The following is a 13,173-nucleotide window of genomic DNA, read 5'->3' as shown; positions in this document are numbered from 1 at the left end:
GGTACCTCCGATTCAGAACCGGTCCAGCGCTCGAAAACGCAGCCGTACGCGCAACCTGCGAAACAGGTCGGGGTCGAGGCTATCGGCCACCAAGGGCAACGCGCGATACCGGAAACGCCCGCAGCGAAGATTCAGCACGATGAGTCCGACCGACGCGAAGGTCGTCGGGGCCAGCCGCGCCTCATAGCGCCGGCCCGACACCAGGGTCACGACCCAGGCCCCATCGGCCAGCCAGATCGCCTCTCGGATCGCCCAGGGCCACCAGCGGCCCAGATGCAAGCCGATCTGGTGGACCAGATCCAAACAGACGACGAAGGTCAGAGCGATCCGCGCCCACGATGGCAACGGCAACAGCCATACCAGCGCGACCGATGCCCCGTACAGCAGGGCCAGACAGCCGGCCAGCCGCCACGATAACCTCGGGCGAATCGCCAACGGCGGGGTACGCTGATGCTCCATCCTTGGTGCCTCGTTGTCGCGGCGCCGAACTCGAACGACGAGCGCCGTGCAGACCGCGCCCCCGGGACCGTCACCGTCAGATGGCGGACCCGGAGCCAGCCGGTCGAAAGAGAATCAGCCGCGTTCGTCGGCGCCGATCTTGCTCAACAGGCCGAAGGTCTTGACGAAGGGACCGGCCATGCGCGGGTCCTTGATCATCGACTTGTAGTCCCCGGTCTTGAACTTGAGCTTACCGGTGGTGTAAGCGGCGCCGAGACCCATCATCCCGACGCTCTTCTCCATCCACTTGAGCCAATCCTTGATATCGGCCCGCAGATCCCAATCGGGGGACTCGCCGGACCATTCGCCGGCCCGCACGCACTCGCCGTTCTCGACGACGATGATGCCGCGAGGATTCTCCTCGTCCTTGAAACCCCAAGTGATCGTCGAATTGAATTTGATCTCGGCAAGCTTGCCTTTGATGTCCGGCTCGCCGTTCCAGGCATCTTTGAGTTGATTCATCCACTCCGCGGAAAAGAGCTTGGCCATGGTTATCGGTCCTCCAGGTTGACAGGTGAAAGGCCGTACCGACCACCGCTTGGGATGCGGCCGGCGCGGATACTGCTGCCGCGCGATCCGGGGCAAGGCCGCCCAACAGCACGGGCCGGATTCTACCCGAATTCGAGACAAAAGCCCGCCGCCGCCAGCCGGGCGGCCTCCTCCTCGAGCTCCAAGCGGGTCAACGGATGCTGCGCGAGCCAAGTCGGTGGAAAGACCAGGCACAGCTCGTCGCCGTTGACGCGCAGACAGGCCTGCGGCGGGTCGATCGCCGCACGGCCACGATGGATCAGCACCGCAAGCCGCAGCAAAACACCGAGACGCCGCGCGGTCGCCTGCTGCGCCTTGGGTAGCGCGACGTAGTCATTGGTCGGGAATTTGCGCCGGTGCCCAAGGACCAGCGTGGCCAAGATCTGTTGCTCATGGCGAGTGAAGCCGGACAGATCGGCATTGTTCAGCAGGTAGGCGCCATGCTTCTGATAGTTGCTGTGGGAGATCACGAGCCCGATCTCATGCAGGCTCGCCGCAAAACCGAGCAGGGTCCGATGATCGGGATTGGCGAGTTGCCAATCCCAGGCGACTTGCTCGTAGAGGGTCGCGGCCGTTTCCCAGACACGCTGGCCATGTACCTGGTCGACGCCGAAACGCTGGGCGAGGGCGCGCACCGTGCGCTCGCGAACATCCTCGTGATTGATGCGTCCGACCATCTCGTAGATCAGCCCTTCGCGCAGGGCCTCGTCGGACACCTGCATCCGCTCGATCGCGAGATTCAAGAACAGGGATCGCAGCGCCGCGACACCGCCAGCGAACACCGGTCGGCGCTGTTCGCTGACGCCCTTGAACGGGATCGCCGCCGAGGAACCGACGGCGATCAGCGCGGTGCGCAGCTGCTCCAGCGCCTCCGCCGTAATGCCATCGGTCGACCAACCCTCGGCCGTCACGACCGCCGCGATGGACTTCGCGGTACCGGAACTGCCGACGGCCTTGTGCCAGCCGGTGCGGCGAAAGAGCTCACGGATCGGCCGGACCTCGAGCGCCCCGGCCAACTCGGCCCGCTCCATGGCCTTGGCCGTGATTCGGCCGTCGGCGAAGAAACGCTGCGAGAAGCTGACGCAGCCCATGTGCAGGCTCTCGCGAAGTCTCGGCGTGAATCCCTGCCCGATGATCAGCTCGGTACTGCCGCCACCGATATCGACGACCAGCCGCTGCTCGTCGCCGGCCGCGAGGCCGTGCGCGACACCCAGGTAGATCAGGCGCGCCTCTTCGCGACCACCGATCACGTCGATCGGATGCCCGAGCGCCTGCTCGGCCTGTTCGAGGAAACCGGTCTCCGGGCGGATCTGGCGCAGAGTATTGGTGCCGACCGCGCGCACGCTGCCGGGTGGCATGTCGCGCAGGCGTTCACCGAAGCGCCTGAGGCAGGCCAGGGCGCGCTCGACGACGTCGGAACGCAGCGTCTTGTCGACGGTCAGCCCTTCGCCGAGACGGACCATCTCTTTGATCCGATCGATGACCTGCAGATCACCGTTCGTGATGCGGGCGACGATCAGGTGGAAGCTGTTGGACCCGAGGTCGACCGCCGCGACGAGGCTCGGCGGTGGCGTGACGAGGAAGGTCGGTGCTGATGGCATCGATTGGACCGATTCGTTGCTCGACAGGGTATTCACGTCGCGGTCCGGATCGCTGGCGCATCACCAAGGCCCGCCGGCGACCGCCGGTCGCGACGAGACATCGATACGTCGATCCAGGCGCAGACAGCTTACCACCGTTACCGGCGCCGCGGCCGCTCGCCCGGCGATCCGCAGAACCGAGGGGCCGCAAGGCCCTCGATCCTCGGGCCTCGATGATCGACCCGGTGGCCGCACCAGCACGCCCGGAAAAGCCTGATCTTGACAATTTAGATTTATTGGTGTTTTCACGATCGAAACTTGCGTTAGATAGCCGCCAATTCGTCGTTTGCCCGTCTAGGAGCCAACCATGTTCGAAACCGAATCCCGCGATATGGACGAATCCGTGGAACCCTTTTCCATCGTGAGCCGACCGTCCGGCGACAAGCCGGACTCGTCCAACCTAGCTATCCGCCGACGCATCGAGCGGCTGCGCGAGTTGCATCGGCTGCGCCAATTGCTCGATGATCCCGACTTCGACGACTTGAGCTGACGCCGATCCCGGCCAACGACCACTGGCTGTTCGCCCCCGTTGACGCGGCCATGAGCCGCCGCGTCCGACCTGGGCGCCCGATACCAGTCAATCCTTCGTCAAGGGCACGGTCGTGTCGCGACCAGATGCGACCCGATCGACGGGCGGCATCAACTGGATACCGAGCGGCTGGTCGGCATGCAAATGGATATCGCGTTGCGGGAACGCGATCTCGACACCGGCCGCCGCGAACTTGTCGTCGATCGCCTGATGGAGCTCGGTGATGATGCCGAGACGTCCATCGAGCGACGGCAGGAAGCATCGCAGCACCAACGTCAACGAATTGTCCCCGAAGCCCTCGAAACTGATCAGCGGCGCCGGGTCATCCAGCACGCGCTCATGCTCGCGGGCCACCTCGGACAGGAGCTCCAGCGCCTTGCGCGTATCGCTTCCATAAGAGACCCCGACGGTGATCGTGATGCGGTTGATCTGATCGGTCAGCGTCCAGTTCAACAACCGGCCTGTGATGAACTCCTTGTTCGGCACCAGGAGCTCCTGGCGATCCCAATTGCGGATCGTCGTCGCGCGGATCTGGATCTTGGTGACCACGCCGGTCGTATCACCGACGGTCACGATGTCGCCGACCCGAACCGGCCGCTCGAACAGGATGATCAGGCCACTGATGAAGTTGGCGACGATCTCCTGCAAGCCGAAGCCGATGCCGACGCCCAGAGCCGCGACCAACCACTGGGCCTGCGACCAGGACATGCCGAGACTGCCGAAGACGAATAGGATCGCGACGGCGAAGATGCCGTAACTGACCAGCGTAGTGATCGCATAGCGCGTACCGGCGCTGACCGAGGTCTGTTTGAGCAGCAGGATCTCGAGCAGCGCCGGCAGGTGACGGGCCGCGGCGAAGGCGGCGAAGCTGATCACGACGACCAGCGCGAAATCGGCGAGCGTGAAGGGCACCAGCTGGTCCGCGTCATCGACGACGGCCGTGAAATGCCACAACGCAATCCGGTCCAGGACCCCCAGGGCCGGCAGCATGTCGCGCCAGATCAGCCACAGCCCCAGCACCCCGGCGATGAAGATCAGCATGTTGATCAGCTTGCGGGTCTGTTCGTCGAGCGAGGCGAGATCGACCTCGGGCTCATCGACCTGCAACACACTCGCGCTGCGCTCATCGACGACCTCGCCGCCCTGCTGCCGTTCGGCCTCGGCGCGACGCGCAGCCTGACGTTCCAGGGCCGCCTGAAACGCCAGATGGCGCCGCGTGACCATCAGCCAGCGGACGATCGACTGATGCAGGACCACGAGCGCGAGCGCCAGCCACAGTTGGCTCACCAGCGCCTGCAGCAGAGTACCGGCGGTATAGACATAGCCGAGCAGCGCCAAGGCCACCAGCGCCAACGGCACCCCTTCGATCGCCGAGTACCAGAGATAACGCAGCCGATTGGCCCAGCCATCGGGATGCGACGCGAGATAATCGCTGAAAACGCCCTTCGTCGGGTGCAACAGACGCGCGAAGAAGACCGTGAAGCCCAGCAGCAACAGGACCAGCATCAGGCGACCGAGGCTCCCGCTGTAGGCGGTGTTGTCCTGGTTGTTGACGATGACGGCGACGAAAGCGATCGGCACCAGCGCGACCGTGACCCAATCGAAATTGCGCCGCAGCCGCGTCAGCGTCTCTGACGACCAGCGGAAATGGCGATCGGCGACCCCCCCGGTCAGGCACAGCGTGCGAAACGCGCGCAGGTAGTAGAGACCGATGGCGATCGCGATCGCGGCCGTGCCGACGCTGCGGGTGAAGACCGAGGCCTCGAGCGACCCGACCAGGAGCCAGCCGATCGCGGCCAGGAGAAGAGGCCAGGGCGCGGCGAGCACGGCCGTCAAGGCGAGACCCTGCAAGGTGTACTTGAAGCTGTCGGTGCGAATCCGGCGCAAGGGTTCGGCCGTCGCGCGCAAGGCCTTGCGGATGGCTCGTTCCCTCGACAGCAACAAGACCACGACGGCGACCAGGACCCAGAAGCCGGCGGCCGAACGGGCCTCGTGGGCCGCCACGCGCGCCACATCGGACCAACCGGCCGGAGCCAAGAACCACGCGATGGCGGCGGGCAGCGTCACGATCGACGTGAGATCGACCGGCAACGCATTGCGTACCCACAGCAAACGCTCGGCGAGGAAGGCGTCGTAGTGGGCCGCGGCCTCGAGCAGCTCCGCCGTTGCGAAGTTCAGATCGCTCAGCGTTCGCTGGTAGCTTTCCTCGAGGCGCATGGCCTGATCCAACAGATCGAGCCGACGCAGCGTGGCGTCCCGCAATTGTTCGGCGACCGCCTCGCGTTGCGCCACGTCGACCGTCTCCGTCTCCCGTTCGACATGGCCATCGATCTGTCGCTTGGTACGCCGCTCTTCGTCATACTGGAGCTGGCGCAGCATCGAATTGGCCAGGGCCTCCTGACGCTCGGCCATCTGCGTGCGGAAGACCCGCAGATCCGGCAGCTGCTGCCGACGCTCGATCAGGACCTGACCGAGCGCATGGGTCACGCCGGCGATCTCGATGCGTTGCCGCGCGGACGTAAATTCTTCGTTGATACGCTGGATCTGTTGCCGTATCTGCGTCGCGCTGTCGCCAACGCCATCGAGCTCGGCCGTCAGCGCCGTCATGGCCTGGCTGAGCTCGGTATTCCGCCGGGTCAGGTCCTGCACCAGCGGATGCGCGAACGCGGCGTCGCGCTCGGCCGCCTTCGCGTCGGCCTCGGCCTGTTCCGCCGCAGCCCGCCGCATCTGATTACGCACCTCTTCGAGCTGCCGCAGCTCGGCACGCAGACGCTCGAGGCGCGCGGCGGTCTGATCCCGTTCGGCACGGCGCCGCTCCGTGCGCACATCGAAACTCAGCAATTCTTGCTCGAGGCTGTTTCCTTCGGCCCACAGCGCTTGGCGCGCTGCCACCTGCGCAAACCGACGCGCCTCGGTGACCAGACGCGGCTCGCCCTCTAGCGGCATCTGTCCCAGTTCGCCACTCAGGTCGTCGAGCGCCCGACGAATCTCGGAGACGCGATGGCGAATCTGATCCGGCCGCTGGGCGCGGCCGGCCAGCACCTTGTCCAATTCCGCCAGACGGGTTTCGGCCGCCGCGATCTCGGCCTGCTGTTGGGCAACGCGCTGCTCGACCGCGGTCAGCGTCAGATCCGGTGGCAGCGGTTCCGGGCTCGGTGCCGACCGCGCCAAGGCCTCGCGGATCGTCGCCGTTTCGGCTGGCGCCGTCGTCAAGGCCTCCGCAAAGACCACCGCCTGGGCCTCGTGCCGCTGCGCCTCGTCCAATTGCGACAGGGCCCGGCGCAGCAGCTCCAGGTTCCGCGTCTTCGTCTCCTCATCGAGCTCGGCGGCCGCCTCGATCTCCTGGATATGACGCTCGACCTCGGCCGCCGTGACCCGCGTCTCGGCCCCCACCGCGGTTTCGAGTGCCAGGCACTCCCCGGCCGACCAAAGGGTCAGCACCAACAAGACGATCAGCGGCATGGCCAACACAAGGACTACGAGATGGACCCTGCCGCGCAACCGAACGGTTACGCGGCGCTATCGAGATATCAGGCGGGCGGTTCGTCGATCGCCTTCATGCTGAGACGAATCCGACCCTGCTTATCGACCTCCAGGACCTTGACGCGCACGACGTCGCCTTCGGCCAGCTTGTCGCTGACCTTCTGCACCCGCTCCTCGCAGATCTGCGAGATGTGAACGAGCCCGTCGCGACCGGGCAAGATCGAGACGAAGGCGCCGAAGTCCATCAGGCGCACGACCTTGCCTTCGTAGACCTTGCCGACCTCGACGTCGGCCGTGATCAGCCGAATCCGCCGTTTGGCCTCCTCGCCGGCGAGCTTGTCGACCGAAAAGATCTTGACCAGTCCATCGTCGCTGATGTCGATCGTGGCCCCGGTCTCCTCGGTGATGGCACGGATCGTCGAACCGCCCTTGCCGATGACATCGCGGATCTTCTCCGGGTGGATCTTGATCTCGATGATCCGCGGCGCGTGCTCGGACATCTCGGCACGATGGACGTCGATGACCTTGGCCATCTCTCCCAGGATGTGCAGCCGGCCATCCCTCGCCTGCGCGAGCGCGACCTCCATGATCTCCCGGGTGATCCCTTCGATCTTGATGTCCATCTGCAGCGCGCTGATCCCGGCGGTCGTACCGGCGACCTTGAAGTCCATGTCACCGAGGTGGTCCTCGTCGCCCATGATGTCGGTCAGCACCGCGAATCGGTCGCCTTCCTTGATCAGACCCATCGCAACGCCGGCCACGGCGGCCTTGACCGGGACACCGGCGTCCATCAGCGACAGGCTGGTACCGCAGACGCTGGCCATCGAACTGGAGCCGTTCGACTCGGTGATCTCCGAAACCACCCGCACCGAGTACGGAAACTCGTCGATACTCGGCATCACGGCCAGGACCCCGCGCTTGGCGAGGCGTCCATGACCGATCTCGCGGCGCTTCGGGCTGCCGACGCGACCGGTCTCGCCGACGCAGAAGGGCGGGAAGTTGTAATGGAGCATGAAGTGCTCACGGCGTTCGCCGCCGAGCGCGTCGATGATCTGCGAGTCCCGCTCGGTCCCGAGGGTCGTGACGACCAGCGCCTGCGTCTCGCCGCGCGTAAACAAGGCCGAGCCGTGCGTCCGAGGAAGAACTCCGGTGCGGATCGTGATCGGTCGCACGGTCTGGGCATCACGGCCGTCTATACGCGGCTCGCCGGCCAGGATCGCGGCGCGCACGGTCTTCTTCTCCAACACTTCGATCGCGCCCTGAACCTGCGCCTCGGTCCACTGAGGTTCGTCACCGGCACAGAGGTCGGCGATCAGGGTGCTGCGGATCGCATCGAGCGCCTGGTAGCGATCGAGCTTCTCCTTGATGCGATAGGCCTCGGCGATCCGCGTGCCACAAGCGGCCGCGACGGCATCGGCCAACTCCGTATCCGCGGACAGCGCGTTCCAGGCCATCGGTGGCTTGCCGGCCTCCGCCGCCAGCTCACGGATCGCCTGGATCGCGACCTGCATCTGCTGATGGCCGAACAGCACGGCTCCGAGCATGACCTCCTCGGTCAGGCCGCGGGCTTCGGACTCGACCATCAGCACGGCCTTCTCGGTACCCGCGACGACCAAGTCCAGGTCGCTGTCTGGTCCCAGCCCGACGATCGCCTGGTTCAGCAGGTACTCGCCGTTCTTGTAGCCGACGCGGGCGGCGCCGATCGGGCCGTTGAAGGGGACGCCGGACAGCGCCAGCGCCGCGGACGCGCCGAGCAGCGCCGGCACCTCCGGGTTGACCGCCGGGTTCAGCGATTTGACGGTGGCGATGACCTGGATCTCTTGGCGAAAGCCGCTGGCAAAAAGCGGCCGAATCGGGCGATCGATCAAGCGCGCGGTCAGAATCTCGCTCTCGCTCGGGCGGCCTTCACGCCGAAAGAAGCCACCGGGGATGCGCCCGGCGGCATAGGTCTTCTCCTGGTACTCGACCGTCAGCGGCAGAAAGTCCTTGACGGCGCCCGGTCGCTTGTCGACGACGACGGTAACCAGCACGACCGTGTCATCCATATTGACCAGCACGGCGCCATCGGCCTGACGGGCGATCTCGCCGGTCTCGATGGTCACGGTTTGATCGCCGTACTGGAAGGTCTTGCGAATCGGTGTTGGGATCACAGGCTAGTCCTCTGGGGGTGGCTGACCGCAGGCATGGGCGGAGGTGGCTTCGGCGAGCGCGCCGAAACCAGGATCGTTCGTCGGCCCGGGCCCGCATGGATCGGGCGCCGCCGGATCGACGAGCAGGGGCGTCGGACCGGCGGCGCGGGGCAAGCAGGTCAGCGACGCAAGCCGAGCCGCGCGATCAGCGTGCGATAACGGTCGAGGTCCTTGGTCTTTAGATAGTCCAGGAGCTTGCGCCGGCTGTTGACCATCCGCACCAGGCCGCGGCGCGAATGATGATCCTGCTTGTGCGCCGAAAAGTGCTCCGTGAGATGCTGGATACGGGCCGTCAACAGCGCGACCTGAACCTCGGGGGATCCGGTGTCGCCCGGGCCACGCCGGTAGTCTTCGATGATCTGTTGTTTGTCGGTAGTGCTCATTGTCATGGTTCGGCTCCCAAATCGAAAATGGAGTCAATGGCTAACGGGCCTCGCACCTCCCCGGATCCGGGTCGGCGGCCACCCCCCGACAATGGCTTCAGGGGGCTTTGGCCCACGGGTATTCAGCCTCGGCCTGACGCGTCAGGCCGAGTCAATGGGACCTCGAAAAATCGCCTTACAGGCCATTCTTCGACACGCAGAGCGACGATCCGCTGGCCTCTCCGCGTCATGTCCAGCGGCTCTAGCGGCTGGAATCCAACGGGCATCCCGGTCCCGCCCGGGGCACCCTCAGAACAGGCGTTTGGGCTGCACCTTCCCATCATCGAGGATCTCGCCGACACCGATGAACCGGTTCGACGGATCATACAGGCGGACCAGGCCCTCGGTCGGCGCGCGCGGCACCAGCACGGCCTGGCCTTGCCGGAGGTAGAAGGCCGCGTCTTCCGACAGGCGCAGCGGCGGGCAATGACTCAGCGCCGACTCGAGCGGCAACAGCAGCGCATCCAGGGCCTCGGGGCCGATCTCGGCGGCGCCTTCGACGTCCTCGATCGTCACGAACGCGGTCGCACCGTCAAGGTACGGACCAACGCCGGTCCGACGCAAGGCCACGACATGGCCGCCGCAACCGAGGGCCTGGCCGATGTCCTCGGCCAGGCTGCGTACATAGGTACCCTTCGAGCAATGCACGTCGATCTCGAAATCGGGCAATTCGAAGACCCGCAGGACGATCGAAAAGAGCGTGACGACGCGCGGCTCCCGCTCGACCTCGACGCCTTGCCGTGCGAGCTTGTAGAGTCGTTCTCCGCGATGCTTGACCGCCGAGTACATCGGCGGCAACTGCTCGATCTGGCCGACGAACCGCTCCAGCACCGCGCGCAAGCCCTCTTCGGTCACCTGATCGGTCGGCGCCCGCGCCGTGATCTCGCCTTCGGCATCGGCGGTCGTCGTGGTCTCGCCCAGTCGCACCCGAACACGATAATGCTTGTCCGCGTCGAGCAGGAAACCGGAAAACTTGGTCGCCCCGCCGAAACAAAGCGGCAAGAGCCCAGTCGCCAATGGATCCAGGCTGCCGGTATGGCCAGCCTTGGCTGCGCGAAACAGGTACTTGACCCGCTGCAACGCGGCGTTGGAGGTGAGCCCGATCGGCTTATCGAGCAGCAATATGCCGCTGACATCCCGGCCAGGCCTGCGACGTCGTGCCATAGATTGGATGATCCCGTTTAGGGTTGCTGTTCCGGATCCGGCCGCTGGGTCGCGACGGCCTCGTCGATCAGGCTCGACAGCCGTTCGCCGCGGCGCACCGTCTCATCATGCACGAAGTGCAGTTCGGGTATCGTTCGCAGCCTCAGGCGGTGACCGAGCTCGCGGCGCAGGAAGCCGGCCAGCCGACTGTTCAGCAGACGGGCCTGCTCGTGCCCGCCGTCATCGAGCGGAAAACAGGTAAAGAAGATCTTGGCATGTCCAAGATCACGACTGACCCGAACCTCCTGCACCGTGATGTCGCCGAGCCGCGGGTCACGCACCTCGGCGCGCAGGATCAGCGCCAGTTCGCGCTGCATCTCGGCTCCGATCCGGGCGGTACGGTCGAACTCCTTCATCACAATACCCGCGCGCGCTCGGTGCGTTCGAAGACCTCGATCTGGTCACCGGTCTGTACGTCGTTGTAGTTCTTGACGCCGATGCCGCACTCGGTGCCAGCCTTGACCTCGGGCACGTCATCCTTGAAGCGGCGCAGCGACTCGAGCGCCCCTTCGAAGACCACGACATTGTTGCGCAGCACACGAATCGGGCTGTTGCGGCGGATCGTTCCCTCGGTGACCATGCAGCCGGCGATCGCGCCGAATTTCGACGAACGGAAGACATCACGGACCAAGGCCAGACCGATGATCTCCTCGGTGACAACCGGGCTCAGCATGCCACTGATCGCCTTCTTCACGTCATCGATCAGCTCGTAGATGATGCTGTAGTAGCGCAGATCCAGCCCCTTCTCGTCGATGACCCGGCGCGCCGCGGCGTCCGCTCGAACATTGAAGCCGAGCAGGATCGCATTCGAGGTCACGGCGAGGTTCGCATCGGATTCGGTGATGGCACCGACCCCGGTCGCGACGACCGCGACCCTGACCTCGTCATTCGACAACTTCAGCAGGCTGTCGCGGATTGCCTCGACGCTGCCCTGCACATCGGCCTTCAGGATCAGGTTGACCGCCTTCTGCTCGCCCTCCTTGAGCTGCGAGAAGAGTTGATCCAGGCTGACGGCGCGCTGATCGTCGAGCTTGCTCTGGCGCTCGCGCGCGGTGCGCAACTCGGCGACTTCGCGGGCGCGGCGTTCGTCGACGACGACCAGGACATCGTCTCCAGCATTCGGCGTGCCGGATAGCCCAAGCACTTGCACCGGGATCGAGGGTCCGGCCTCCTGTACGCTGCGCCCGTTCTCGTCGAACATCGCCCGCACCCGCCCATACTCGGTCCCGCTGACGATCATGTCGCCACGGTGAAGCGTGCCGGCCTGCACCAGCACCGTCGCCACCGGCCCGCGGCCTTTGTCGAGGCTGGATTCGACGATCGCACCACGCGCCGGGCCCTCGGTCGGCGCCTTCAGCTCGAGCACCTCGGCCTGCAACAGCAGTGCATCCAACAGGTTGTCTATGCCTTCGCCGGTCTTGGCGGAGACCTTGACCATCATGGTGTCGCCACCCCACTCCTCGGCGACGACCTGCTGTTGGGTAAGCTCCTGCATCACCCGATCCGGATTCGCGTCCGGTTTGTCCGTCTTGTTGATCGCCACCACGATCGGCACGTTCGAGGCGCGCGCATGCTGGATCGCCTCGATCGTTTGGGGCATGACACCGTCATCGGCCGCGACGACCAGCACGACGATATCGGTGACCCGTGCACCACGGGCGCGCATCGCCGAAAAGGCCGCATGCCCGGGCGTATCGAGGAACGACAAGACCCCCTTGTCGGTCTGCACGTGATAGGCGCCGATATGCTGCGTAATGCCACCGGCCTCGCCGGACGCGACGCGGGTGCGGCGGATGTAGTCGAGCAACGAGGTCTTGCCGTGATCGACATGCCCCATGATGGTCACGACCGGCGGCCGCGAGCGTTGTTCGATCTGGTCGACCTGGCGCGCCAATTCGGCGATCAACTCATCCTCGACGTCTTTGCGTTCAGCCGCCACCGGTTTGTGCCCGAGCTCTTCGACGACGATCGCCGCGGTATCCTGGTCGATGACCTGATTGATCGTGACCATGACCCCCTGCTTGAACAGCTCCTTGATGACCTGCGCCGCCTTGACCGACATGCGCGCCGCGAGTTCGCCGACCGAGATGGTCTCAGGGATCTCGACCTCGCGGACGACCGGAGCCGTCGGCTTCTGGAAGCCATGTTTGTCCTGGAGCTGCGGCTTGGCCACCTTGCGCTTGCGGCGCACCGGCCGACCGCCCGCGACCGGCTCCTTGGCGTCGTCCTCGACATACTCGGTCTCGGGCTTCTCCAATTCGCGGGCGCGGATCGAGTCCTTGCGCGCGGCCTTTTTGATCGACCGCTCCTTCTCGCCCGGCTCGGCCTGTTTCTTACCCGGTCGCTCGACCACATCGGCCGCCTTCTTCGCCGCCTTGTGCGGTTTGGGCGTCTCGCGCGGAAGCTCGGGCTCGTCGTCGACGGTAACCGGCTCCTCGGCAACCTCGGCGCGCGCTTCGGCCTCTTCCTGAAGACGCCGGGCCTCCGCCTCGCGCTGCGCGAGCTCTTGCGCCTGTCGCCGCGCTTCTTCCTCAGCGCGGCGCCGGATCTCTTCATCGCGCGCCCGGCGCTCCTGGTCCTCCTGCTCGGCAAGGCGACGCGCCTCGACCTCGGCACGGCGAGACTCGAGCTCGGAGCGGCGGCGGACCTCGTCGCTCGCCCGCCCTGCGGGTGGTCGGCTC

The 13,173-nt window shown here is 65.6% G+C and carries 10 protein-coding genes; 1 reads left to right on the top strand and 9 read right to left on the bottom strand.

Annotated features, from left to right (window positions below; genetic code table 11):
* Positions 1–12: 12 nt before the first annotated feature.
* The 3 genes from ABC977_RS08820 to ppx all read right to left on the bottom strand — a co-directional run bounded on the left by ABC977_RS08820 (position 13) and on the right by ppx (position 2,627).
* Positions 13–459 (bottom strand): protein YgfX, encoded by a 447-nt coding sequence (locus ABC977_RS08820; RefSeq protein ID WP_369666884.1) that lies wholly within the window; start codon positions 457–459, stop codon positions 13–15.
* Positions 460–573: 114 nt separating this feature from the next.
* Positions 574–987, bottom strand: a complete 414-nt coding sequence (locus ABC977_RS08815; protein WP_369666883.1) for an SCP2 sterol-binding domain-containing protein — start codon at positions 985–987, stop codon at positions 574–576.
* 122 nt (positions 988–1,109) lie between these two features.
* Entirely contained in the window at positions 1,110–2,627 is a 1,518-nt protein-coding gene (ppx, locus tag ABC977_RS08810) for an exopolyphosphatase (RefSeq protein WP_369666882.1), read from the bottom strand.
* Positions 2,628–2,973: 346 nt separating this feature from the next.
* On the opposite strand from ppx, the gene ABC977_RS08805 reads away from it, so the two are divergent.
* A complete protein-coding gene (locus tag ABC977_RS08805; RefSeq protein ID WP_369666881.1) occupies positions 2,974–3,156 on the top strand; it encodes a PA3496 family putative envelope integrity protein in 183 nt (60 codons plus the stop codon).
* An 87-nt stretch (positions 3,157–3,243) separates the two neighbouring features.
* On the opposite strand, the gene ABC977_RS08800 is transcribed toward ABC977_RS08805, so the two are convergent.
* From ABC977_RS08800 to infB, 6 genes are all read right to left on the bottom strand, one after another.
* Positions 3,244–6,657, bottom strand: a complete 3,414-nt coding sequence (locus tag ABC977_RS08800) for a mechanosensitive ion channel domain-containing protein (protein WP_369666880.1) — start codon at positions 6,655–6,657, stop codon at positions 3,244–3,246.
* A 68-nt stretch (positions 6,658–6,725) separates the two neighbouring features.
* Positions 6,726–8,828 carry a polyribonucleotide nucleotidyltransferase gene (gene pnp, locus ABC977_RS08795; RefSeq protein ID WP_369666879.1) on the bottom strand — a complete coding sequence of 701 codons (2,103 nt, stop codon included), beginning with the start codon at positions 8,826–8,828 and terminating at the stop codon, positions 6,726–6,728.
* Positions 8,829–8,986: 158 nt separating this feature from the next.
* Complete coding sequence (gene rpsO / locus ABC977_RS08790) at positions 8,987–9,256, bottom strand: 30S ribosomal protein S15 (RefSeq protein ID WP_369666878.1); 270 nt, start codon at positions 9,254–9,256, stop codon at positions 8,987–8,989.
* Positions 9,257–9,538: 282 nt separating this feature from the next.
* Entirely contained in the window at positions 9,539–10,453 is a 915-nt protein-coding gene (truB, locus tag ABC977_RS08785; RefSeq protein WP_369666877.1) for a tRNA pseudouridine(55) synthase TruB, read from the bottom strand.
* A gap of 17 nt (positions 10,454–10,470) precedes the next feature.
* The gene (gene rbfA, locus ABC977_RS08780; protein WP_369666876.1) at positions 10,471–10,848 is read right to left on the bottom strand and encodes a 30S ribosome-binding factor RbfA; all 378 of its coding nucleotides are present in this window, start codon (positions 10,846–10,848) and stop codon (positions 10,471–10,473) included.
* Positions 10,848–13,173: translation initiation factor IF-2 (infB, locus tag ABC977_RS08775; protein WP_369666875.1), on the bottom strand; the 2,326-nt coding region annotated here is incomplete at its 5' end. The genes infB and rbfA, both read right to left, overlap by 1 nt.

The sequence above is a fragment of the Thioalkalicoccus limnaeus genome (assembly GCF_041197575.1).
GTDB classification, from domain to species: Bacteria; Pseudomonadota; Gammaproteobacteria; order Chromatiales; family Chromatiaceae; genus Thioalkalicoccus; species Thioalkalicoccus limnaeus.
Note: the sequence above shows the minus strand (reverse complement) of the source record. Positions and strands in the feature narration are given on the sequence as shown.

Coding starts and splice junctions, on each gene's coding strand:
- ABC977_RS08820 (WP_369666884.1), bottom strand. CDS start 459: ATGGAGCATCAGCGTACCCCGCCGTTGGCGATTCGCCCGAGGTTATCG.
- ABC977_RS08815 (WP_369666883.1), bottom strand. CDS start 987: ATGGCCAAGCTCTTTTCCGCGGAGTGGATGAATCAACTCAAAGATGCC.
- ppx (WP_369666882.1), bottom strand. CDS start 2,627: ATGCCATCAGCACCGACCTTCCTCGTCACGCCACCGCCGAGCCTCGTC.
- ABC977_RS08805 (WP_369666881.1), top strand. CDS start 2,974: ATGTTCGAAACCGAATCCCGCGATATGGACGAATCCGTGGAACCCTTT.
- ABC977_RS08800 (WP_369666880.1), bottom strand. CDS start 6,657: ATGCCGCTGATCGTCTTGTTGGTGCTGACCCTTTGGTCGGCCGGGGAG.
- rpsO (WP_369666878.1), bottom strand. CDS start 9,256: ATGACAATGAGCACTACCGACAAACAACAGATCATCGAAGACTACCGG.
- truB (WP_369666877.1), bottom strand. CDS start 10,453: ATGGCACGACGTCGCAGGCCTGGCCGGGATGTCAGCGGCATATTGCTG.
- rbfA (WP_369666876.1), bottom strand. CDS start 10,848: ATGAAGGAGTTCGACCGTACCGCCCGGATCGGAGCCGAGATGCAGCGC.